Origin of the sequence: Faecalibacterium sp. i21-0019-B1 (genome assembly GCF_042852915.1) — a bacterium.
Classification (GTDB): domain Bacteria; phylum Bacillota; class Clostridia; order Oscillospirales; family Ruminococcaceae; genus Faecalibacterium; species Faecalibacterium taiwanense.
The window spans coordinates 2,493,174-2,515,632 of record NZ_AP031425.1; the positions used below are offsets into that span (position 1 = coordinate 2,493,174).

At 57.4% G+C, this 22,459-nt stretch carries 21 protein-coding genes and 1 riboswitch; of the genes, 2 read left to right on the top strand and 19 right to left on the bottom strand.

What is annotated here, in order from left to right; all coding sequences use genetic code 11:
- Positions 1-101: 101 nt before the first annotated feature.
- The 8 genes from uvrC to ACGHP1_RS12490 all read right to left on the bottom strand — a co-directional run bounded on the left by uvrC (position 102) and on the right by ACGHP1_RS12490 (position 6,810).
- A complete protein-coding gene (gene uvrC / locus ACGHP1_RS12455; RefSeq protein ID WP_390509531.1) occupies positions 102-1,949 on the bottom strand; it encodes an excinuclease ABC subunit UvrC in 1,848 nt (615 codons plus the stop codon).
- A gap of 61 nt (positions 1,950-2,010) precedes the next feature.
- Positions 2,011-2,274: an HPr family phosphocarrier protein gene (locus tag ACGHP1_RS12460; protein ID WP_005920365.1), complete on the bottom strand. Its 264-nt coding sequence runs from the start codon at positions 2,272-2,274 to the stop codon at positions 2,011-2,013.
- A gap of 341 nt (positions 2,275-2,615) precedes the next feature.
- Positions 2,616-3,863 carry a tRNA (guanosine(37)-N1)-methyltransferase TrmD gene (trmD, locus tag ACGHP1_RS12465; protein ID WP_390509532.1) on the bottom strand — a complete coding sequence of 416 codons (1,248 nt, stop codon included), beginning with the start codon at positions 3,861-3,863 and terminating at the stop codon, positions 2,616-2,618.
- 3 nt (positions 3,864-3,866) lie between these two features.
- Entirely contained in the window at positions 3,867-4,403 is a 537-nt protein-coding gene (gene rimM / locus ACGHP1_RS12470) for a ribosome maturation factor RimM (protein WP_390509533.1), read from the bottom strand.
- A gap of 60 nt (positions 4,404-4,463) precedes the next feature.
- A complete protein-coding gene (locus tag ACGHP1_RS12475; RefSeq protein ID WP_005934928.1) occupies positions 4,464-4,697 on the bottom strand; it encodes a KH domain-containing protein in 234 nt (77 codons plus the stop codon).
- A gap of 17 nt (positions 4,698-4,714) precedes the next feature.
- Positions 4,715-4,957 (bottom strand): 30S ribosomal protein S16, encoded by a 243-nt coding sequence (rpsP, locus tag ACGHP1_RS12480; protein WP_005944692.1) that lies wholly within the window; start codon positions 4,955-4,957, stop codon positions 4,715-4,717.
- A 92-nt stretch (positions 4,958-5,049) separates the two neighbouring features.
- On the bottom strand, positions 5,050-6,405 hold the full coding sequence (ffh, locus tag ACGHP1_RS12485) for a signal recognition particle protein (RefSeq protein ID WP_120080934.1): 1,356 nt from the start codon (positions 6,403-6,405) through the stop codon (positions 5,050-5,052).
- 24 nt (positions 6,406-6,429) lie between these two features.
- Positions 6,430-6,810 (bottom strand): sigma factor-like helix-turn-helix DNA-binding protein, encoded by a 381-nt coding sequence (locus tag ACGHP1_RS12490; protein WP_097775061.1) that lies wholly within the window; start codon positions 6,808-6,810, stop codon positions 6,430-6,432.
- Between the two features lie 224 nt (positions 6,811-7,034).
- On the opposite strand from ACGHP1_RS12490, the gene ACGHP1_RS12495 reads away from it, so the two are divergent.
- Positions 7,035-7,949, top strand: coding sequence for a pyridoxal-phosphate dependent enzyme (locus ACGHP1_RS12495; protein WP_097781517.1), 915 nt, complete (start codon positions 7,035-7,037; stop codon positions 7,947-7,949).
- A gap of 20 nt (positions 7,950-7,969) precedes the next feature.
- A complete protein-coding gene (locus ACGHP1_RS12500; RefSeq protein WP_390509535.1) occupies positions 7,970-9,304 on the top strand; it encodes an MATE family efflux transporter in 1,335 nt (444 codons plus the stop codon).
- Positions 9,305-9,375: 71 nt separating this feature from the next.
- Here the strand turns inward: ACGHP1_RS12500 and ACGHP1_RS12505 are convergent, their stop codons facing one another.
- The 11 genes from ACGHP1_RS12505 to ACGHP1_RS12555 form a co-directional block, all read right to left on the bottom strand.
- Complete coding sequence (locus ACGHP1_RS12505; RefSeq protein ID WP_044954082.1) at positions 9,376-10,518, bottom strand: ribose-phosphate pyrophosphokinase; 1,143 nt, start codon at positions 10,516-10,518, stop codon at positions 9,376-9,378.
- 434 nt (positions 10,519-10,952) lie between these two features.
- A complete protein-coding gene (locus ACGHP1_RS12510; RefSeq protein ID WP_390509537.1) occupies positions 10,953-12,662 on the bottom strand; it encodes a right-handed parallel beta-helix repeat-containing protein in 1,710 nt (569 codons plus the stop codon).
- A 339-nt stretch (positions 12,663-13,001) separates the two neighbouring features.
- Positions 13,002-14,156 carry a methionine adenosyltransferase gene (metK, locus tag ACGHP1_RS12515; RefSeq protein ID WP_005944710.1) on the bottom strand — a complete coding sequence of 385 codons (1,155 nt, stop codon included), beginning with the start codon at positions 14,154-14,156 and terminating at the stop codon, positions 13,002-13,004.
- A 119-nt stretch (positions 14,157-14,275) separates the two neighbouring features.
- A riboswitch (SAM riboswitch) is annotated at positions 14,276-14,374 on the bottom strand.
- Positions 14,375-14,450: 76 nt separating this feature from the next.
- A complete protein-coding gene (locus ACGHP1_RS12520; protein WP_371289823.1) occupies positions 14,451-15,626 on the bottom strand; it encodes a GGDEF domain-containing protein in 1,176 nt (391 codons plus the stop codon).
- Between the two features lie 241 nt (positions 15,627-15,867).
- Positions 15,868-16,533: a deoxyribose-phosphate aldolase gene (gene deoC / locus ACGHP1_RS12525; protein WP_005944715.1), complete on the bottom strand. Its 666-nt coding sequence runs from the start codon at positions 16,531-16,533 to the stop codon at positions 15,868-15,870.
- A gap of 15 nt (positions 16,534-16,548) precedes the next feature.
- A complete protein-coding gene (locus ACGHP1_RS12530; protein ID WP_005944717.1) occupies positions 16,549-16,683 on the bottom strand; it encodes a hypothetical protein in 135 nt (44 codons plus the stop codon).
- Between the two features lie 59 nt (positions 16,684-16,742).
- Positions 16,743-17,363 (bottom strand): GtrA family protein, encoded by a 621-nt coding sequence (locus ACGHP1_RS12535; RefSeq protein WP_154258975.1) that lies wholly within the window; start codon positions 17,361-17,363, stop codon positions 16,743-16,745.
- Between the two features lie 244 nt (positions 17,364-17,607).
- Positions 17,608-19,518, bottom strand: a complete 1,911-nt coding sequence (locus ACGHP1_RS12540) for a bifunctional 4-hydroxy-3-methylbut-2-enyl diphosphate reductase/30S ribosomal protein S1 (RefSeq protein ID WP_390509539.1) — start codon at positions 19,516-19,518, stop codon at positions 17,608-17,610.
- Positions 19,519-19,521: 3 nt separating this feature from the next.
- Positions 19,522-20,133 (bottom strand): 1-acyl-sn-glycerol-3-phosphate acyltransferase, encoded by a 612-nt coding sequence (locus tag ACGHP1_RS12545; protein WP_005944723.1) that lies wholly within the window; start codon positions 20,131-20,133, stop codon positions 19,522-19,524.
- Positions 20,130-20,807: a (d)CMP kinase gene (gene cmk, locus ACGHP1_RS12550; protein ID WP_097781510.1), complete on the bottom strand. Its 678-nt coding sequence runs from the start codon at positions 20,805-20,807 to the stop codon at positions 20,130-20,132. The genes ACGHP1_RS12545 and cmk overlap by 4 nt, the downstream gene beginning before the upstream one ends.
- A gap of 336 nt (positions 20,808-21,143) precedes the next feature.
- The gene (locus ACGHP1_RS12555) at positions 21,144-22,436 is read right to left on the bottom strand and encodes an NAD(P)/FAD-dependent oxidoreductase (RefSeq protein WP_291012104.1); all 1,293 of its coding nucleotides are present in this window, start codon (positions 22,434-22,436) and stop codon (positions 21,144-21,146) included.
- Between the last annotated feature and the right edge of the window lie 23 nt (positions 22,437-22,459).

The following is a 22,459-nucleotide window of genomic DNA, read 5'->3' on the forward strand; positions in this document are numbered from 1 at the left end:
ATCAATCGCGTTTTTTCAGCTCTGCACATTCATTGCATCTGAATGCAAAAAGCTCTCCCTTTCGGGAGAGCTGGCATCGCGCAGCGATGACTGAGAGGGTTTTATGCGTGAAAATATGCGTAGATGATCTGTGCCGTCTGTTTGCCCACGCCGGGGGTATTTTCCAGCTGGTCAGGCGTGGCTTCCTTCACCGCACCCACGCTTTTGAACTGGGCCATCAGCGCCTTGGCCGTTTTGGGGCCGATGCCGGGGATCTCCGTCAGGGTGGAGGAATAGCTCTTCTGCTTCATCTGCTGCTTGCGGTAGGCATTGGCAAAGCGATGGGTCTCGTCCTGAATGGCCGTGATAAAGGTAAAGGTGCCCCGGTTCATATTGATGGCAATTTCCCGGCCGTCGCTGTCCACAATGGCGCGGGTGCGGTGGTGGTCGTCCTTCACCATGCCGTAGAGCGGCACATCCGCAAGGGCAGTCCCGGCCAGTGCTTCTTTTGCCGCGCTCACCTGCCCCCTGCCGCCGTCCATCAAAAGCAGATCCGGCTTCTGCCCGAACCAGTTGCTACAGGGTTCTCCCTTTTTTGCAAGCTCTGCGTACTTTTCGTACTCTGCCGCCCGCCGGGAGACAGTCTCTGCCAGTGATGCATAGTCGTCAGTGCCCGCAACGGTCTTCATCTTGAACTTGCGGTAGCCCGCCTTGTAGGGCTTGCCGTCCTTGAAGGTGACCATGCCGCACACGCTGGAGCCATCGCCCCAGTTGGAGATATCGTAGCTCTCAATGGCACGGGGCGGCTTTGCAAGGCCCAGCACCTGCGCCAGCTCGTCCAGCAGCTTTTCCTCCCGGGCATAGCGGCCGCTCTCCCGGGCAAGACGCTCCACCGCGTTGGTGTGGGCCATCTCCACCAGATGGGCCTTATCGCCGCGCTGGGGCACATACAGCTGCACCTCACTGCCGCGCTTTTCGTTCAGCGCCTGCTGCAAAGCGTCGCTGTCCGGCGGCAGCTCGTCCACCGCAATGATCTTGGGGATCTGTTCGTCATCCAGATAATATCGGGGCAGAAATTCCTCCCGCACGGCGGCAATGTCCGAAGTATCGTGGAACAAAAACTCCCGCTTATCGGTCAGCCGTCCGTCCCGGAAGCGCAGCACCGCCGCACACACGCTGTCCGGCGTGCCTGCCAGCGCCACCACATCCATCTCCACATCCGGGTCCACAATGACCTTCTGCCCGGCGCTCACCTTGGTGATGGCTGCGATCTGGTCCCGCAGCAGCGCCGCCGTCTCAAATTCCAGCCGGTCCGAGGCCTCCTGCATCCGCTCATTAAGGATCTTCAGGATGTCCTTTTTGCCATAGCGGATCAGGTGCACAGCGCTCTTGACGGCCTGATTGTAGTTTTCGCAGCTGATCCTGCCGCTGCACACTGCCATGCACTTGCCGATGTGGGCGTTCAGGCAGGGCCGTCCTTTGCCGATCTCCTGCGGGAAGCGCTTATTGCACCTTGGCAGCAGAAAGGCATCCATGGCGGTTTCTGCCATCTGCCGCGCCGCAAAGCTGGAGGTATAGGGGCCGATATACTCAGCATCGTCCTCCTCCTTTTGCAGCACGAAGGAGAGCCTGGGCCATGGCTCCTTTGTCACCTTGATATAGCTGTAGCCTTTATCATCCTTGAGCAGGATGTTATACTTCGGCGTGTGAGCCTTGATCTGGCTGGCTTCCAGCACCAGCGCTTCAAACTCGCTCTGGCAGACGATCACGTCAAAGGCATAGGCATGGGCGATCATCTGGCTGACCTTGTTGTCATGGGGCACGCCCTCGCGGAAGTACTGGCTCACCCGGATGCGCAGCCGCTTTGCCTTGCCGATATAAATGATGGTGTCCGTCTTATCCCGGATGATATAAACGCCGGGCAGCAGCGGCAGCATACAGGCTTTCTGATACAGTTCAGCTTTGGTCATGGATTCTCCTTGAAAAACAAAAAGCGGCAGGTTCCCCCGCCGCTCCATTTATAGACACAAATTACTCAGCAAAACCGGACTCCACCAGCTTGATCAGGCCGTCAACAGCAGCCTGCTCATCAGCGCCGTCAGCGATGATGCGGATGGTGGTACCGCCCACGATGCCCAGAGACAGAACGCCCAGCAGGCTCTTTGCGTTCACGCGGCGTTCTTCCTTCTCGACCCAGATGGAAGACTTGAACTCGTTAGCCTTCTGGATGAAGAAGGTAGCCGGACGAGCGTGCAGACCAACCTGATTTTCAACGGTAACTTCTTTCACGTACATAGTAAAGCGCTCCTATCTAATATCGTTTTGGGTATAGAATCTGTATCCTGTGCCTGTTGCGTTACGATTATTTTAGCGCAAGTCGAAACGGTTGTACAGCCCCCCGGCGCATTTTTGGCGGTTTCTCCAATGAAAAGCGGCCCATTTTTCATTATTTATACAAAGATAATAAAATTATTCCCCGAAGGTTAGAGGGTAGATACAAAAGTTTTCAACATTTTTTCGACCATCGGGCAATATCTCGGCCGTTTTTGTGCGTTTCCAGCACCATACCCTCTGGCCCGAGCATCCATTTTCGTGCCTTTTTCGCTGTCCAATGCACCTGCAGCTGCCGCCCGGAGTTACTTCTGTGCGCTGCCCTCGTACCGCATCCAGACCAGAGCACACTTTTTCACCACAGCCGGATATTGCTCCGGCGTGAACTCCAGCTCGGTGCCGCTGGTCAGCTTCCAGCCCATGCGCGTGTAAAGCGCTATGGCGCGGGTGTTGGTGTTCAGCACGCTCAGCACCGGGTGCTCGTGCTCCGGCAGCTTCCTGCGGGCAAAGTCCAGCATCTTCATGCCAATGCCCCTGCCGCGGGCTTTTTCAGTGACGAACAGATGTTCGATGTGCCCCACCTTGTGGTTGATGCTCACGATGCCGTCCGGCACATCCTTGGTGGTGTGCAGGTAGCACACCCAGCCTGCGGCCTTTTCCTGCCGCAGCTGCAAAAGATATTCTTCCTCGTTGAGGCTGGCACAGTATTCCGGGGTCCAGTTCTCGGCACAGGTCGCACGCCGTCCCTCCACAAAGATGCGGGCGGCAGCAGCAAACTGCTCGTCGGTCTTGACAAGGCGCATGTTCTCGCCGCGCTTCCACTTGGGCAGCTCGGTCACAGGGTGAGTCTCACACCACTTCTCGTACAGCTCCGGGCGGCGCAGGCGGGTGCGCTCCCGGCTCTGTTCCCCGCGCCATGCATCGATCTTCTGGTGGTCGCCGCCCAGCAGCACCTGCGGCACGGCGCGGCCTTCCCACACCTCGGGGCGAGTGTACTGGGGATACTCCAGCAGGCCGTCCCAGTAGCTTTCTTCCTCGTAGCCCTTCTGCTCAGCCAGCACGCCGGGCTTCAGGCGCAGCACACTGTCCGCCACCACAAGGCTGGCCAGCTCGCCGCCGGTGAGGATGTAGTCACCGATGGAGATCTCTTCATCCGCAAAAGCATCGATCACACGCTCGTCGATGCCTTCATAGTGGCCGCATACCAGTGTCAGGTTATCGTACTGGGCCAGCCGCTTTGCGTGCTCCTCGGTGTAGCGCTGGCCGCCTGCCGTCAGGAACACGATATGCGGGGCCGGACGGCCCTGTGAAGCCACTTCCTGCTGCACAGCACGCAGACAGTCTGCGATGGGCTGAGCATACAGCACCATGCCGCAGCCGCCGCCGTAGGGGTAATCGTCGGTCTGCTTCTGTTTGTTCAGGGTGTAGTCCCGGATCTGGTGGCAGTGGGTCTCAATAAGGCCCTTCTTTGCCGCGCGCCCGATGATGCTGGCATCCAGCACCTGCTGGCACATTTCCGGGAACAGGGTCACGATGTCCACACGCATTCCCATGGCTCACTCTTCCTCCCGTTCGCTGTCAAAGTCATCGTCCAGCAGGCCCGGAATGGGGGTGACGAGGAGATAGCCCTCCGGCGGGTTGCGCTCTTTCAAAAAAGCATCCACGCCCGGGAACATGTATTCCTTGCCGTTCGGTGCTTTGACGGTGTAGATATCCTGTGCACCGGGGTGATTCACGCTGGTCACAACGCCGTACACCCTGCCGGTGTCGGCATCCCGCACTTCGCACCCGATCAGGTCGGCCACATACCAGCGGCCTGCGGGCAGGGTGGCATCATTACGGTCAAAGTAGAACACCTGCCCCCGCAGCGCACGGGCAGCATCCATATCGTCCACGCCTTCCAGCTGCAGCAGAGCCATCTGGCCCTGTGCGCGGATGGACACGATCTTATAGGCCCTGCCGCCCTGTGCCGAGGGGTACAGCCTGCCCACCTTTTTGAGAAAATTCACGCCGTCACACCAAAGCTCCAGCTTCATTTCGCCGCGCACGCCGTGGGTGGTCACGACCTTGCCCGCTTCCAGATATTGCTGCATAATCTTGCTCCTATAATCAAAAAGGCCCCTTGCCGCAAGGGCAAAGGGCCTGTAGGGTGCTCAGTCGATCTCAACAAGGACCTTTTCATCGACCCGCACAGCAGCCGCGCGCATCACCACACGAATGGCTTTTGCGATCCGGCCCTGCTTGCCGATGACACGGCCCATATCTCCCTCTGCCACGCTCAGGTGGTAGACGATGGTGCCGTCCTCGCGAGGCTCGTCCACCGTGACCTTAACGGCTTCCTTATCCTCCACGAGACCGCGGGCAACTGCCAGCAACAGCTCCTGCATGAGTCAGCCCTCCCTACTTACAGAACGTTGGACTTCTTCAGCAGGACGCGAACGGTATCAGTGGGCTGTGCGCCGTTGGCGATCCACTGCTTTGCCTTCTCAGCGTCGATCTTAATCTCGGAAGGCTCCTTGTTGGGATCGTAGGTGCCGATCTCTTCGATGAAACGGCCGTCACGGGGGAAGCGGCTGTCAGCAACAACAACACGATAGAAGGGAGCCTTCTTGGCGCCAACGCGGCGCAGACGAATCTTAACTGCCATGGTAAATATCCTCCAAAAATTGTTTTGTGCGGCCCTTGCGGGCGCATGTTGATTATATTGTACAAACCCGCAAGGGGGTTGTATCACAAAAATTATTTCAGTCCGCGGAAGGCATTGGGGTTGCCCATCATGCCGCCCAGACGGCGGGCAAAGCCCTTGGGGCTTTTCTTGAACTGCTTCATCATCTTCTGCATCATTTCAAACTGCTTGAGCAGCTTGTTCACGTCGGCCACGGTGGTACCGCTGCCTGCTGCAATGCGGCGCTTGCGCTTGGGGTTGATGATGGAGGGCTTCTCGCGTTCTTCCTTGGTCATGGAATAGATCATGGCCTCGATGCGGTCGAACGCCTTTTCATCGACCTGACTGGGATCGATGCCGCTGCCGCCGGGCAGCATGCTCAGCATCGCGCCTGCACCGCCCATCTTGCGGATCTGTGCGAACTGGTCCAGCATGTCGTTCATGTCGAACTTGTTCTCCATCATCCGCTTGGCGGTCTCTTCGGCAGCCTTTTCGTCGGCCGTCTCCTGCGCGCGCTCGATCAGGCTCAGCACATCGCCCATGCCAAGGATGCGGCTTGCCATGCGGTCCGGGTGGAACACATCCAGATCGTCCAGCTTTTCGCCGGTGCCCTGGAACTTGATGGGCTTCCCGGTGACGGCCAGCACCGAAAGTGCCGCACCGCCGCGGGTATCGCCGTCGGTCTTGGTAAGGATGATGCCGTCGATGCTCACCTTCTCGTTGAAGGTCTTGGCAACGTTCACGGCGTCCTGACCGGCCATGGCATCCACCACCAGCAGGGTCTCGTCCACAGGAACGGCTTCCTTGATGTCCACCAGCTCCTGCATGAGCACATCGTCGATCTGCAGACGACCGGCGGTATCCAGGATCACGATGTCATTGCCGTAATCCTTGGCGTGTGCCAGCGCCTTTTTTGCAATTTCCGGCGGCTTTGCGCCCGGCAGCGTGAACACCGGTGCGCCCGCCTGTTTGCCCACCACCTGCAGCTGATCGATGGCCGCAGGGCGGTAAATATCGCAGGCCACCAGCATGGGGCGGCGGCCCTGTTTGATAAAGTACTTTGCCAGCTTTGCGGCGTGGGTGGTTTTACCGTTGCCCTGCAGGCCGCAGAGCATGATGATCGTCTGGCCCTTGTTCTTGATGTTCAGGCGGGCCGCTTCGCTGCCGCCCATCAGGGCAACCAGCTCTTCGTTGACGATCTTGACCACCTGCTGTGCCGGGGTCAGGCTTTCCATGACCTCCTGACCCATGGCGCGCTCGGACACCTTTGCACAGAAGTCCTTGGCAACCTTATAGTTGACATCGGCTTCCAGCAGGGCCATGCGCACCTCACGCATCGCGGCCTTGATATCTGCCTCGGTCAGCTTGCCGTGACCGCGCAGCTTTTTGAACACACCGGCAAGGCGGTCGGTAAGGGATTCAAATGCCATTGTACGGTGCTCCTTTCACAGGTTTCAGCTCTCGTTCGCTTCGTCGATGGAGCGGATGAGCTTTAACATTTTGGTCAGCTGGTGTTCGTACTCGGTGGTGGTCAGGCCCTGCGGGCCGGTGCACTCGAACCGTGCATCGATCACCATTTGCTCCAGCTCTTCCAGCTTCTGCTGCACGCGGCGGTAACGCGCCGCAAAGCCGACCTTTTCCTCCAGCTCCTTCAGCGCGTTCTCGCCATGCTTGATGGCATCCCGCGCACCCTGACGGGTGATGCCGAAGTTCTCGCCGATCTCGCTCAGCGAAAGGTCATCGTTGTAATACTGGCGCAGCATTTCGCGCTGTTTCTCGGTGAGCACCTCACCGTAAAAGTCCAGCAGATAGCCCATTTCCAGATCTTTTGCCATCCTCTGATCCCCCGGTTTTGTGCCTGTACTTTCGAGAAGTGATGTAAAGTTCATTTGCTTTACGGATGAAGTATAGCAGATGCACCGCATCCTGTCAAGAGCCTTTCGGAGATTTTTCCAGAAAATCCGCCAAAAATTCGCTGTTTTTGCTAAAAGGCATCTTGACGCGCGCAGTCCTTTTGCGTTAGGATAATATTGTTGTATCCCATGAAAGGAGGGTCTTCGTGCCGATCTACCCCAATTTTTACCAGACGCTCAGCGCCTGCCCCATCGTGGAGCTGCGCGGCTATGCTGCCGCCTGCGGGCTGAAGGGACGGCTGTATGCCTATCTGGACTTTGCAGGCCCCACCGGCACGGCCCGGGACGGCCTTGCCGAAGGGATGCTGGCCCTTGCCATTGAAAAAAAGAAGCTGATCTCCGGTCAGCCCATCATTGAAGCGGCCTCCGGCCCGTTTGCCGCTGCGCTCACGCTGGCGGGCCTGACCGCCGGTCACCCGGTGGTTCTGGTGATGCCGGAGGATGCCCCCGCCCTGCGGCAGGAGACCCTGCTGCGGCTGGGTGCGCAGATCCGCCACAGCCCGGCCCGCAGCGGTGTGAACGGTGCCCGCCGTCTGGCGGCACAGACCGCCGCCGCCAACGGCTGGTACTACATGGACTGGCTTGCCAACGATGATAACCCGGAGTACCACCGCCGCGTTACCGGCCCTGCCATTGTGCAGAGCATCGCGCGGGAGGGCAAAAGCGCCGTGGACGCTATCGTGATCGGCGTGGGCAGCGGCGGCACCGTGACCGGTGTGGGCGAGACCATCAAGGCATGGACGAACGATGTGCGCATCGCCGCCGTGGAGCCTTACGAATCGCAGGCGCTGGGCGGCGGCCTGACCGGCCCCCACGGCATCAGCGATCTGGGCTACGGCTTTGTGCCGGAAAACTTCAACGCCTATGTGGTGGACAACGTGGTGGCGGTGAACACCACCGACGCGCAGCGGGCCGCGCAAAAGGTGCTGCGCACCGATGCCATCCCGGCTTCGGTGGCATCCGGTGCCGTTTTGCAGGCGGCCGCACAGCTCATCCATGTAGGAGCCAGCCGCTCTGCCCTTGCCATCCTGCCCGGACGGCAGATCGTAAATACATTATAAGGAGAAATCATAGAGTTCCCATGACAAACGACATGACAAAGGGAGCCATTACACCGCTCCTGATTCGTTTTACCATTCCGCTGGTACTTGGCAACCTGTTCCAGCTCACCTACAACGCCGCCGACAGCATCATCGTGGGCAAGTTCGTGGGCGAGGAAGCTCTTGCCGCCGTCGGCACTTCCAACCCGCTCATGACTCTGGCCATCCTGTTTATCAACGGCATGTGTCTGGGTGCCGGCATTCTGGTCAGTACCGCATTCGGTGCCGGTAATACCCAGCTGATGGAGCATCAGGTGTCCACCACCGCCATTGCAGGCACCGTGTTCTCGCTGGCATTCTCGGCGCTGTGCGTCATTCTGGCCACGCCCCTGCTGCAGCTGATGCAGGTGCCCGCCGATATCCTGCCCATTGCGGTCAGCTACTTGCGCATCGTGTTTGCAGGCCTGATCTTCACCTTCTTCTATAACTTCCTTGCCGCCACCATGCGTGCACTGGGCGACAGCAAGAGTGCCCTGTATTTCCTGATGATCAGCTCTGTGCTGAACATCGGCGGCGACCTGTTCTTTGTGCAGGTGCTGAACTGGGGCAGCAACGGCTGCGCCCTTTCCACCGTGGTCAGCGAAGCACTGTGCTGCGTGCTGTGCGTACTGTACATCCGCTGGAAGGTGCCCATCCTGCAGCTGGGCAGGCGCTGGCTGGTGTTTGATGGCAAGCTGCTGCGCAAAACGGTCAGCTACGGCTGGGCCAGCGCCATGCAGCAAGCCACCGTGCAGCTGGGCAAGATCGCGGTGCAGGCCATCGTGAACACCATGGGTGTCAACGCCATGGCTGCCTTTACCGCTGCTTCCCGCATTGACGACTTTGCCTATACCCCGCAGCAGAACATCGGCCACGCCATGACCACCCTCATGGCGCAGAACCGGGGTGCCGGCAAGCACGACCGTGTGAAACAGGGCTTCCACTGCGGTATGCGCATCGAAGCCGCTTACGGCGTGCTGATCGCCGTTGCATGCTTTGCCGGTGCGCCCTTTATCATGAAGCTGTTCGTCACCGACCCGGAGGTCGTCCATCTGGGCGTGCGCTTCCTGCGCACGGTTTCCCTGTTCTACCTGATGCCCGCAGCCACCAATGGCATTCAGGGCTTCTTCCGCGGCATTGGCGATCTGAAGGTCACGCTGGTGTCCAGCACTTTCAACATGGTGTTCCGTGTGGCGGCAGCTGCGGTGTTCGTGCTGGTGTGGAAAATGGAGATCGAAGCTCTGCCTTACAGCTATGCGGTGGGCTGGGTCGTCATGCTGCTCTACGAGCTGCCCATGCTGGTTCGGTATCTGCGCAGCCATGGAGACGAATTATGATCGTTTTATTTGATTTGTGATACGAAAAAGGCTCTGCATCGCAAGGATGCAGAGCCTTTTTCGTATTAAACTTACTTGCGGCTTGCCAGCAGGTTCTCGATCTTCTTCAGCGGGTCGATAATGCTGGAAACGGACATGTCGTGGTTCAGAGCCACCACAAAGTATGCAGCGTACTTGGAAACATCCACATCCACATACCAGTCGCGGGTGAGCAGCTCAGGCATCCGGTAGGTCAGGTTGGTGCCCACAACATAGGTCAGCTTGCCCTCGGCCACAGCCTTGTCGAACTTCTCCAGACCGCTGGTGAACAGGGGGAAGGTGGCGTTGGCGATGATGTTGGCAGCGCCGCGCTCCTTCAGGTTGCTGGCGACCTCCAGCATGCTCTCGCCGGAAGCAATGATGTCGTCTGCGATAAAGACGGTCTTGCCTTCCACGCTCTCGCCCAGATACTCGTGGGCAACGATGGGGTTGCGGCCATTCACCACGCGGGTGTAATCGCGGCGCTTGTAGAACATGCCCAGATTGCAGCCCAGCACGCTGGAGAAGTACATGTTGCGGTTCATGGCGCCCTCGTCCGGGCTGACCACGGTAAACTTGCTCTTATCAAAGGACAGGTCCGGGTCCTTCTTCAGCAGGCTCTTCAGCACCTGATAGGTGGGCATTGCGTTATCAAAGCTCATCAGCGGCACAGCGTTCTGCACGCGAGGGTCATGAGCATCAAAGGTGATGATGTTGCGCACACCCATGGTCTGCAGCTCCTGCAGGGCCACAGCGCAGTCCAGACTTTCGCGCACCACACGGCGATGCTGACGGCCGCCGTACAGGCTGGGCATAATGACCGACACACGGTGTGCCTTGCCGGCCACTGCCTGGATCAAGCGCTTCAGGTTGGCGAAGTGATCGTCCGGAGACATGTGGTTCTCGTAGTTGAACAGCTTGTAGGTCACACTGTAGTTGCCGGGATCGACCACGATGAAGATATCGTCGCCGCGCACCGACTCCTTCACCAGACCCTTGGCATCGCCACTCTGGAAGCGGGGGCAGTCGCAAGGAATAATGAAGGTCTCTTTGTCAATTCCGGCAGCCTTGGCCCAGCGGACCAGATGCTTGTCGATCAGGCCGGTCAGTTCCTCTGCACCGGGGCAGGAGATCAGCCGCATATCTGCCACGCTGGGCTGCTCAAAGAACGACTTCGGGGAAATTTCAATAGACATAGTCATAACTCCTTATTGCTGTTTACGATCCGTATCATGCACACAAGAGCGCATATCTAGTTTTATTTTATCACATTTCGTCGATTCTGCCATATCAATTTGTTTCATGTCAGGATTTTCTGCGCCTTGCACAGCTGTTTTTCTTTTTTCTCAAAGAGAATGTGTGTTTTCGACAAAAAGACAGCCGATTCTTTGCCATTTCTCAATTTTCGTCTGATTTTGCAAGAAAAGTAGGACTTTTGAAGTCGTTTCGCAAGCCCCCGGGGAGCTTCCTGAGCAAATGATCCGGAGGGCGGGCAATGGAATGGCCCGCTGCATTTGCGTGGAAAGCTCCCCCGAGGGCTCTCCGGCGTCTCTGCACAAAAAAGCGCCCTGCCGTTTTCGCGGCAGGGCGCTTTTTCCAATGGTTGATGAAGCTTTATGAAGAGACGCTTTTACTTGTCCGCATTCGCCTTTGCCTGCAGGCCGAAGGCCTTGTCCCAGGCCTGAATGACCTTGAGCTTGGGCACCCAGCCGTTGGGATGGAAGCGGTCGTTGTCGTTGTCGCGGACATGGAGATATTCGTTCTCGACGCACCACTGTGCAGCCTTCTGCAGGTCGGTGTCATCCTCATCGATGTCGCTGTAGGTGAACGCCGTCTTGGGTTCGGGCTTGTCTGCGTGCTCCCACATCAGCAGGGCCAGCTCTCCGCGGGTGGAGGGCACCACGCCGATGAGGTGCTTCAGGTACAGGCGGGTGGCGAGCTCATAGCCGCCGATGACTGCTGCGCCGCCGATGACCACACCGATCACAGCGCCGCTGCCGTCGTCGCCCGGCTCCGGATCGGGGTCAGGGCTGGGGCCGGGGCCCGGGTCGGGTTCTGGTTTGTCCACAGACTCCCACAGCGCGGTCAGCGTTGTGTTGGCGGTCAAGGTCAGCTCCATGCCGACGGGGTAACGGTTGTCGGCTTCATCCTGCCAGGCTACGAACCGGTAGCCGTTCAGCGCCGGGGCTGCTGCCACGGTGGCCTTTTCGCCTTCCGGGTAGATCTTGCTTTCGTAATCTACGCCTGCTGCGCCGGTGCCGTCGTTCAGGTCATAACTGAGCTGATAGCCCTTTTCTGTTACGTTGGGGAACTGGCGTTTGCAGTAATTGCAGGTCTTGGTCACTTTGCGCTCGAAGTGGTCGCCCTTGTTCTCCCACTCAGAAACAGGATCGATCGTATATGCATTGTCTTTTTCGCCGTCGGTGTAGTCATGGGTCTTCATCTCGCCCTCGCTCCACACGAGTTTGCCGTTCAGATAAACGTCTGTGTTGCCTGCATTATACTTAGATTTTTCGCCGAAGCCAAATATCTGCGAGCAGGTAATCCGGTCTCTGGCGGCAGTAACTGTGCTGTTATTGATATTGATTGTGTTCTTGTGAGTGCCTTTGTTGCTGTCATTGATATTCAGTGCCTGTTTATTAAAAGATGTCGAGTTCACCGTACAGTTATTGAAATTGATGGTATAATCCCGCTGATCCGCCTCAAAGTCTGAATAAACATTGACCACCTTGCCGCTGGTATTGAAGGTGCAGTTATCAAAGGTCATTTCCTTGCAATAATAGGTCCAGATTGCGTAATCGCCATTTGGTGCATAGAAAGTGCTGCCAATAAACTTTGCACTATTATATCCCCAGTAAGTAGTTCGCCCATAAAGCGCACAATTCTCCACGACAGTATCATTCGAATGCTTAAATCCAAGATAATTTGCCGTACCAGAGCGAAGCGTCATATTTTTAAAAGTCACATTTTTTGAGCCTTTCAGGCTAAAGTCGTCTTTGTACGTCGTGTCGCACTCACCGGAGTTAAGTACTTTTGCACCAATGTTCCATGCCGTCTTATCTGGCCCCAGCCCCACAAAGGTCAGGTCTTTATCCTTGGTTGTACCGTCACTTGAAATGCCATACAGCGTATAATTACCTTCACCCAGCAGGATGGTGTCGCCACTTTCGGCTTTTTCCACTGCTTCTTTGAGTGATGTATAGGTTCCTTCTTTTCCTTCAATCTTCACATCAGACGATGCTGCGCCGTCATCCGCAAAGACCATCAGGGGAAGCATCTGAAACATCATTGCCGCCGCCAGCAGGGCAGCCAATACCCGATTTTTACCCTTATGTTTCAAAGTCGTTCATTCCTTTCCTCATTATCATTTTCATTGGCTTCTACGGTCTGATCTCAGTCCCGCCTGCGCCTCACCTCCCCGGCTTTTTGCTGTGCCGTCTCTTCTCCGGCTGTACTGATTCTATCATATCACTACCCCCCCCCGTATTTCAAGAACAACTTACCTATTTATTGACATTTGGCAAAAAATCGTCTGATAATTCTGCCTGCGGCTATAAATTTTTACCGTTTCTTTGCTTTCCGGCGTCTCTGTGCACAAAAAAGCCCCCCTGCCTTTTCAGGCAGAGGGACTTCTCTTCACTTACCTTCTATCCAGAAGGGAAACGTTTTTGTGTTCCGCTTACAGGGCAGCGACCGCAGCCTTCAGGGCATCCACGCGGTCGGTGTTCTCCCACTTCACGCCCAGATCCTCGCGGCCCATGTGGCCGTAGGCAGCCAGCTTGCGATAAATGGGCTTGCGCAGGTCGAGTTCGCGGATGATGGCGGCGGGGGTCAGGTCGAACACCTTCTCCACAGCCTGCTCGATCTTCTCATCTGAGACGGTGCCGGTGCCGAAGGTGTCCACCATGATGGACACAGGCTTTGCCACGCCGATGGCATACGCCACCTGCACTTCGCACTGCTTGGCAAGACCTGCAGCCACGATGTTCTTTGCCACCCAGCGGGTCGCATAGGCAGCGCTGCGGTCCACCTTGCTGGGGTCCTTGCCGGAGAAGGCGCCGCCGCCGTGACGGGCATAGCCGCCGTAGGTGTCCACGATGATCTTGCGTCCGGTCAGGCCGGTGTCACCCTGCGGGCCGCCCACAACGAAGCGGCCGGTGGGGTTAATGTAATACTTGGTGTTCTCGTCCAGCAGCTCGGCGGGGATGGTGGCCTTGATGACCTTTTCCATCACGTCTGCACGCAGCTGTTCCATGCTGACGCTGTCGCTGTGCTGGCTGGAGATGACCACAGCATCCACACGCACGGGCTTGTTGTTCTCATCGTACTCCACAGTGACCTGGCTCTTGCCATCCGGACGCAGATAGTCCATCTCGCCGTTCTTGCGCACCTCGGTCAGGCGCTTTGCCAGCTTGTGAGCCAGACTGATGGGCATAGGCATCAGCTCCGGGGTCTCATCGCAGGCATAACCGAACATCATGCCCTGATCGCCTGCACCGCCCACCTGATCGTTGGTGCCCAGTGCGATGTCGGGGCTCTGGCCGTCGATGTTGGAGATGACGGCACAGGTGTCGGCATCAAAGCCGAACTTTGCGCGGGTGTAGCCGATATCTGCCACCACCTCGCGGACGACCTTCTGGAAATCCACATAGCAGTTGGTGGTGATCTCGCCCATGATGTGCACAAGGCCCGTGGATGCACAGGTCTCGCAGGCCACACGGGCATCGGGGTCGTGGGTCAGGATCTCGTCCAAGATCGCATCCGAGATCTGGTCGCAGATCTTGTCGGGATGTCCTTCGGTGACGGACTCAGAAGTAAACAGGTGTCTTGCCATTTGTTTTGCCTCCTAAAGTTTTTACAGCAGGGTGTGTATTTCTTGCTCCAACATTCCGTTCAAGCTTTTTTTGCGCGAAAAATAAAAGCGCCCAGAGCCCGAAAGCTCTGAGCGTTGCACTCTTATCTCTCGGTTTCCCGCAGGATTTGGCACCTTGCGCTCACGCGCAGGTTGTCGGGCTTCACAGGGCCTGTCCCCTCAGCCGCTCTTGATAAGTCGGTATTCAGTTGGTACGTTCAGTATTCTATCATTGCTTCGTCAGATTGTCAAGAAGAGTATCACTCTTTTTAGACATTATTCTGAAATTGATGGAGCGTTCCCCTGCTCTGGTACGGCATGGCCGTTCCGGGCGGCGTGGAAGGCGCGCTTTTCCGCATACATCCGCTCGTCCAGTTCCACCAGAAATTTCTCCACGCTGCCGCCCTCATACTTTGCCACACCGGTGGAGAAAGACAGCTGAAAACTGCCCGCCGGGGCGGCGGCGTTATAGCGCTGCACCCGCTGCTCGATGGCGGCACAGATCTTATTCAGGATCTCCTCCGAGCCGTGCCGGATCAGCACCATGAACTCATCGCCGCTTATGCGGATAGCTACCGAGTTTGCCACCAGGGCCCCGGACAGGATGTGACCGATCTCCTGAATGGCGCGGTCGCCCGCACCATGACCGTAGGTGTCGTTGATCTCCTTGAAGCAGTTCACGTCCATCATGATGCCGTAAATATCCTTTTCCTGCGTGGCGTGGATGCGCTCCAGACAGTAGTTCATGTACTTGCGGCCAAACAGGCCGGACAGCTCGTCGATATAGCTGCGCAGACTGCGGAGCTGACTGTCCACAAACACAAAGGCGATGGCCACCGACAGCCAGCCGAAGGCCATACCGTAGAACGCACCCTGCAGCACCGTGCCCACCGCACAGGTGATCACAAAGTAGTACACCGAGAAAAACTCCACCGTAACGCCATCGCGCTTGGCCTTATGCACCTGCCACACGCTCTCGGCATAATAGCCGAACAGCAGCAGGTAAAGCAAACTGTTCAGCGGACCGCGATGGTAAACGTTGTCCGCGGAGATGGTAAAGATCCATCCTGTGCCGAAAAGGTTCGCCGCCAGCAGCGCCAGAACAGCCAGCAGCGGCGCACCCAGAAACAGATGCCTTCTGCGCAGGCGTCCGGTGCTGCGGTAGACCCGGAAGTCCACATACAAACACCACGCAAAGCCCACGCTCACGGCAGCGCCGGTGCAGACGGTGTTCATGAGGTACAGCCAGAACCGGCTTGCCGCGCCGGGCACGCCGTCCAGCAGAAAGCTGATCGTCTCTGTCGCCTGTGCCAGCAGAGTCACCACCAGCATCTGGCAGAACAGCTCACTTCCAACACTGTTTTTACTCTCGCCGCGCACCCGCAGCAGAAACAGAAAGCATACCAGCACCGCCCCTGTGCCATTGGCCACAAGGATCTCGGGTATATTCATTGCATTTCCTCCCCTGCCCGCCTTATCCCACAAGGCAGACAGCCCCTGTTTTATACAGTATCTATCTGTATTATATACCCTGCCGCGCCCTGCTTGCAAGGCTTGGCATCAAAAAGGGCCGCTGCACAGCAATTTGTGCAGCGGCCCTTGGGAAAACCAGACGATCCAGAACAGCCTTCGCGTGCGCTCTGGTTCTGTTCTGCGGAAATATTATTTATAATTGCATTTTTTCGCAGAAAGATCAATAGCCCTTTGCCTGCTCGCCGTTCAGAATTTTGACAGCGCGGGAGGTGCCCAGACGGTCAGCACCCAGCGCAAGGAAGGTCTCCATGTCCTCCACGGTAGAAATGCCGCCGGCAGCCTTGACCTTGCAGCGGCCATGCACGCCCTTGACCATCAGCTCCACATCGTGGAAGTTTGCGCCTGCGGTGGAGAAGCCGGTGCTGGTCTTGATGTAGTCCGCGCCTGCCTCGCAGACGATATCGCACATCTTTTCCTTTTCCTCGTCGGTCAGCAGGCAGGTCTCGATGATGACCTTCAGGACCTTGTCGCCCACCGCCTGCTTCACGGCGCGGATGTCCTCGCGCACGGCATCGTACTCCTTGTTCTTCAGGCGACCGATGTTGATAACCATATCCACCTCGGCGGCACCATTCTCAATGGCAGTCTTGGCTTCAAACGCCTTGCTGGCGGTATCCATGGCACCCAGAGGGAAGCCTACCACGCAGCATACCGGGATGCGGCCCGCCATATACTCCACCGCCTGCCTGACGTAGCAGGTGTTGATGCAGATGGATGCGGTGTGGTTTGCAATGGCTTCGTCACACAGGGTCTGGATCTGGGGCCAGGTGGCCTCCGGCTTCAGCAGGGTGTGATCGACATGGGAGAGAATTTCTTCACGAGTCATGTTTTTTTCTCCTTTTTACTTGCTGGCACGGCGCACCTTTGCCATGCCGACAGCACTCAGGGCAATTGCAGTTGCAGAGACCGTTGCACCAATGATGCCCAGCACCAGACCGGAGACCAGAAATGCAAAACCTTTCAGACCACGCTTCATAAAACCGTACCTCCTAAATTATATTGGATATTTTCTCCGCCTGCGGCGGAGAGAATATCTCACTTGCGATTTTTAAAGATGATCAGCTTGCTGAACACATAGTTCAGCACGATCACCAGTACATTGGAAAAGACCTTCACGGCAAGGCCCCACAGTGCCTGCGCATTGTAGCGGCTGGTAACGAAGATCGCCGTGGGGCCGTCTGCACCGCCGATGACGGCAATAGCGGCAGAACCATCCGTGACCCCCGCCGGTGTGCCTGCATAGGAGGCTGCCATCTGGATGGCCGTATCCGGGCCAAGCCAGTGGGCCACCACGCTCAGCACCCCCTGCATCAGCTCGTCCATCAGCGCTGCACCCTGCGCAGCCAGCAGATTGCCCAGCACCAGCATAATTGCAGTGTCCAGCAGCATTGTACCCAGACGACAGGTGACGAATGCACCAAATTCTCTCGCCATGGCCTTGCCCTGCGTTTTGCTGCGGAACACAAAGGCGCGGTTGGTGCAGTAGGCAAACAGGATGCAGATGATGTTATCCAGCACATTGCCCCAGCTGTTGGCGGCTGTATAGCCAAACAGCTTGTTGAACAGCGCATACAGCACAATGTTCAGCAGGGTGCACAGCACGCCGAAAACCAGATAGCTCAGCACTTCCCAGTGTTTCTTGAAAAAATTTATCATAGTTCGTCAAACCCTCTCCGTCCGCTCGCGCTGCTCGCGTCCACCTCTCCCGAAGGGCGAGGTTTTATTGCGGGCGCGGCGAGCCTGCCCTCTTTTGCCAAAAGCTCTCCCCTTCGGGGGAGCTGTCACCGCAGGTGACTGAGAGGGTTCTCTCCTTAACAAAAACAGCCCCGCCGCCGTTTTCCCGGCAACGGGGCTGTTGATCGCATTGTGTCAGAAGCTTTTCTTCCGAACGAAAGGCTGATTACTCAGCGTTGTCGTTCAGCAGAGCCTTCATAGACAGGCTGATGCGCTTCTTGTCGAAGTCGACATCCAGCAGCTTCACATCGACCATATCGCCGACCTTCAGTGCGTCAGAGACCTTCTCAACGCGGTCATTGCTGATCTCGCTGATGTGGACCAGACCATCAACACCCGGCAGGATGCGGACGAATGCACCGAACTTGGTCAGGGAGACGACCGGAGCATGGAAGGTGCTGCCGATGGGGTAGTTGTTCTTCAGCTGCTCCCAGGGGTTGTCCTCGGCCTTCTTGTAGCCCAGAGAGATCTTGTGGTTCTCGGTGTCGATGTCCTTCACATACACCTCGATGGTATCGCCAACGGAGACGACCTCGGAGGGATGCTTGATGCGGTTCCAGCTCAGCTCGCTGATGTGGCACAGACCGTCCACACCGCCGATATCGACGAATGCACCGTAAGAAGTCAGGCTCTTGACAACGCCGGTGTAGGTCTTGCCCACCTCAACGTTTGCCCAGAACTCTTCACGCTTTGCCTTGTTCTGCTCAGCGGTCACCTTGTTGATGCTGCCGACGATCTTGCGGCCGGAGCACTCGGTGACAACCAGCTGAACGTGCTGGCCAACCAGAGCGGTGTAGTCCTCATCACGGCGCATAGTAGCCTGAGAACGAGGAACGAACACCTTGACGCCCTTGACGTTGACCACAACGCCGCCCTTGTTGAACTCGGTGACGTCGCCCTCGACGACCTCGCCGGACTCAGCGGCCTTAGCGATCTCTTCCATGCCCTTGCGAGATGCGAGCTTCTTGCGGGAGAGCTGGATGACGCCATCCTGATCCATAACCTTCTCGACGATGAGGTCCAGCTCATCGCCAACCTTCACCAGGTCTTCGACCTTGGCGGAGGAATCATCGGTCAGCTCGCTCAGCTTGACAAAGCCGGTCTGCTTCGCTCCGATATCCACCTGGATCTCGTTGGCAGAGATGCTGGTCACGATTCCTTTCACAATACTGCCTGCATGAACACGCTTTTCCTCGGATGCATTCAGCATCTCCTCAAAGCTCATGCTGTCATTGATTTCTGCGCTCATACTGTTAAGTACCTCCTCAATAATAGACGATGGCGTTGAAGCCCCGGCTGTCACGCCCGCCACTTTAACATCTGCAAACCATTCCGGCCGAAGTTCGCTCGCTGTCTCGACCGTTACGGCACGCGTGTGTTTTGCGGCGACCTGTACCAGCTTTTGGGTATTGGAAGAATGATGACCGCCAATGACAACAATGATGTCGCATTTTTGGCTGAGGTCTTCCGCTTCCTGTTGCCTCGCCCACGTCGCATTACATATTGTATCAAAAATTCGGGCGTTTGTATAGGCTTTTTTGAGAAACTCCGAACTTTCTTGCCATTTTGTAACCTGAAATGTGGTCTGTGCAACTGCAAACAGGGGTTTTTGCGGGTCAGAGGGGCCTTTCCATGCCTTCAACTCGGCCAGATCGGCAAAAACGAACACCTCTCCGCGGGTGTGGCCCACGATCCCCTGCACCTCCGGATGGGTCTTGTCGCCTGCCACAAGCAGCACTGCCCCCGCCTTTTCGGCCTCGGCGGCAATGCGCTGGATCTTCTGCACGAAGGGACAGGTGGCATCATGGTAGGTGATGCCGCGCGCATCCAGCTCGTCGTACACGGTGCGCGGCACGCCGTGACTGCGGATGACCACCTCGTACCCGGCGGGCACATCGGCGATGGCATCCGCCACAAGGGCACCCTTTTTCTGCATATCCTCCACAGCCTGCGGGTTATGGATCAGCGGGCCGAGGGTGGCCACCTTGCAGCCTTCGTTCAGCAGGCCATAGGTCAGGTCCACCGCCCGCTTGACACCAAAGCAGAACCCCGCCGTTTTGGCAACTCGGATCTCCATCTTTTACGCCCCCATCTTTTCCCACGCATCCAGCAGGGCCTGCTTGTTGGCACGCAGCTTTTTGGTGTCGCGGCGGCTCTCCATGGCAAACTGCTCTGCAGGCATCGGCTCGCCGTAGATCACCCGTACTTTGCAGAACAGGTGCATTTTTCCATCCGGCGTATCGTACAGGATGCGGCAGGGCACTACGTCCACCCCGGCCCCCGCCGCAATGACGAACAGTCCGCTCTTGGGCGGCAGAAGCTTCCCGTCCTTTTCGCGGGTGCCCTCCGGGAAGATGAGCAGTGTTTCGCCGTTTCTGCACTTTTCTACGGTCTGCTCAATGGCAGCCATTTCATCCTTTGTGCCGCGCACGCACACCGCGCCGCAGCAGCGGAAGAACCATGTGAGCAGGGCGTTGATCTCGAACAGTTCCTTCTTGGCGAACACGATCATCCGCCTGCCCCACCGGGTGACCACGATAAACACCGGGTCGATGGCGGAGACATGGGTGGGTGCAAGGATGCAGCCCTTTGTCTGCACCTTTTTCAGGTTTTCGCGGCCCTCTACATGGATGCGGAAGCCGATATGCCACAAAAGCCACGCAAAGGGCACTAAGATGTAATATAATATCATTTTATCGTTTTATTCACTTTCTCCGCAATGATCTTCTTCATTGCAGCAAGGCTCTGTTCAAAATCCAGCTCCGAAGTGTCCAGCAGCACGGCATCGTCCGCCTGCTTCAGGGGTGCAGCGGCACGGTGGGTGTCCTGATAGTCCCGCTGCTTCACGTCGGCCAGCACCTCTTCATAGGGAGTATCGATGCCCTTGGCCTGATACTCTTTCCACCTGCGTGTGGCGCGGGCTTCCGGCGTAGCGGTGAGGAAGATCTTCACCGTGGCATCCGGCAGCACCACCGTGCCGATGTCGCGGCCGTCCATCAGCACGTCCTGCTTTTTGGCCATATCCCGCTGCAGTTCCAGCAGAAAGGCGCGCACAGCCGGGTTTGCGCCCACGGCAGAGGCAGCCATACCTGCGGCCTCGGTGCGGATGGCGGTGCTCACATCCTCTTCCTTTAAATAAATGTGCTGCTCGCCCTCAATGGAGGCCAGCCGCAGCTCGATCTGGGGAAGCAGCGCGTTGACCGCTGCGTTGTCCTTGGGGTCCTTGCCTGCGCGCAGGGCATACAGGCCGATGGCGCGGTACATGGCACCGGTATCCACATAAATATAGCCCATTTCAGCCGCCAGACGGCGTGCCAACGTAGATTTGCCTGCACCTGCAGGCCCGTCGATCGCAACAGATACCATGTTGTATCTCTCCTTTTTAAACTGAACGATTTAAAATGGCCTCCGCATTCGCTGTGGCCATCTTCAGCGGAAAATCATTTTAATATTTTTGCGCTCTGCGGAGCGCTCCAAACACATTTTCACCGGATGGGGTCGTAACGGAGAACTGCATTGCTGCTCGTTCCCTTCAGGAACAGTTGCGCAGCGGTCTGTGAGACTATCCCGGCAACAACTCTTTTTGTGAAAACGTATTTTGAAAACGACCGCAGTCGTTTTCAAAATACAAATCAAAAAAATCTATTCCTATAAATATGCCCAGAGCAGCGCGGAGGGCATTTAAAATTGTTTTATCTGTAATTACAGATGATTTGCAAATGCCTGTGCAGTGCAGAAGGCGATCTGCAGGTTGTAGCCGCCGGTATAGGCATCCACATCCAGCACCTCGCCCGCAAAATACAGGCCCAGCGCCTTTTTGCTCTGCATGGTTTTGGGGTCCACCTCCCGCACGGACACGCCGCCGCTGGTGATCACCGCGTGGGCCAGATCGCCCCGGGCATCAATGGACACCCGCCAGTGCTTCATCAGCTGCACCAGCTCTCTCTTCTGCTCCCGGGTGATCTGGTTTGCCCTGGTAGCCGGGTCGATGCCCCAGCGCGCCACCATCACCGGCTGCATACTGGACGGCAAAAGCTTGACCAGTGCGCCCTGCGCCGCGTGGTTTGCCAGCAGGGCAAAATCCCGCGTGATGCGGTCATAAAGCTGCTCCTCGCTGAGAGCGGGCTTGAGGTCGATCTCCGCATGATACTTGTGTTTTTTCATGTCGCCCAGATGGCTGGATGCGCTCAAAGTCAGCGGGCCGCTGATGCCAAAATGAGTGAACAGCATTTCGCCCTGCTCGTCAAAAATGGCCTTGCTGTCCTCGAACAGGGTCAGGGTGACGTTTTTCAGCGCCAAGCCCATCATCTTTTTGCAGTCCGCGTCATGGCTCACAAGACTGACCAGACTGGGCACCGGCTCGATGAGGGTGTGCCCGGCCTGCTGGGCCAGTTTGTAGCCGTCGCCGGTAGAGCCGGTGGTGGGGTAGCTCACGCCGCCGGTGGCCACCAGCACGGCATCCGCCCGGTACTCCCGGCCGGAGGTGCCCCGCACACCGATGCACCGCAGTGCCGGACCTGCCTTTTTCTTTTTGGGGTGGCGCGGGTTTTCCGGTGCGGCGGGAGCTGCTTCCGGCTCCGGTGTTACCTCTTCCAATAGCAGCTTTTTCGCGCCGTCATGCACGAGTTCAGCATCCTGCGCATAGCGCAAAAGAGCCTGCCGGATCTCCTCGGCCTTGTCCGATACTGGAAACACCCGGCGGCCGCGCTCCACCTTCAGCTCCACGCCAAGGCCCTCGAACAGTTCCATGGTCTTTGCCGGTGGAAAGGCCCCCAGCGACGAATACAGAAAGCGCGGGTTCGTGCGCACATGGCGCAGAAACTCCTCTGCCGGGCAGTCGTTGGTCACATTGCAGCGGCCCTTGCCGGTGACAAGGATCTTCTGGCCGGGCTTGTCCATGTGTTCCAATACCGTCACCTGATGCCCCTGCCGCACGGCGGCACCCGCCGCCATCAGTCCTGCCGCGCCTGCGCCGACGATCAATACTTTCGCCATCCGTTTTCTCTCCCATCGCCTAA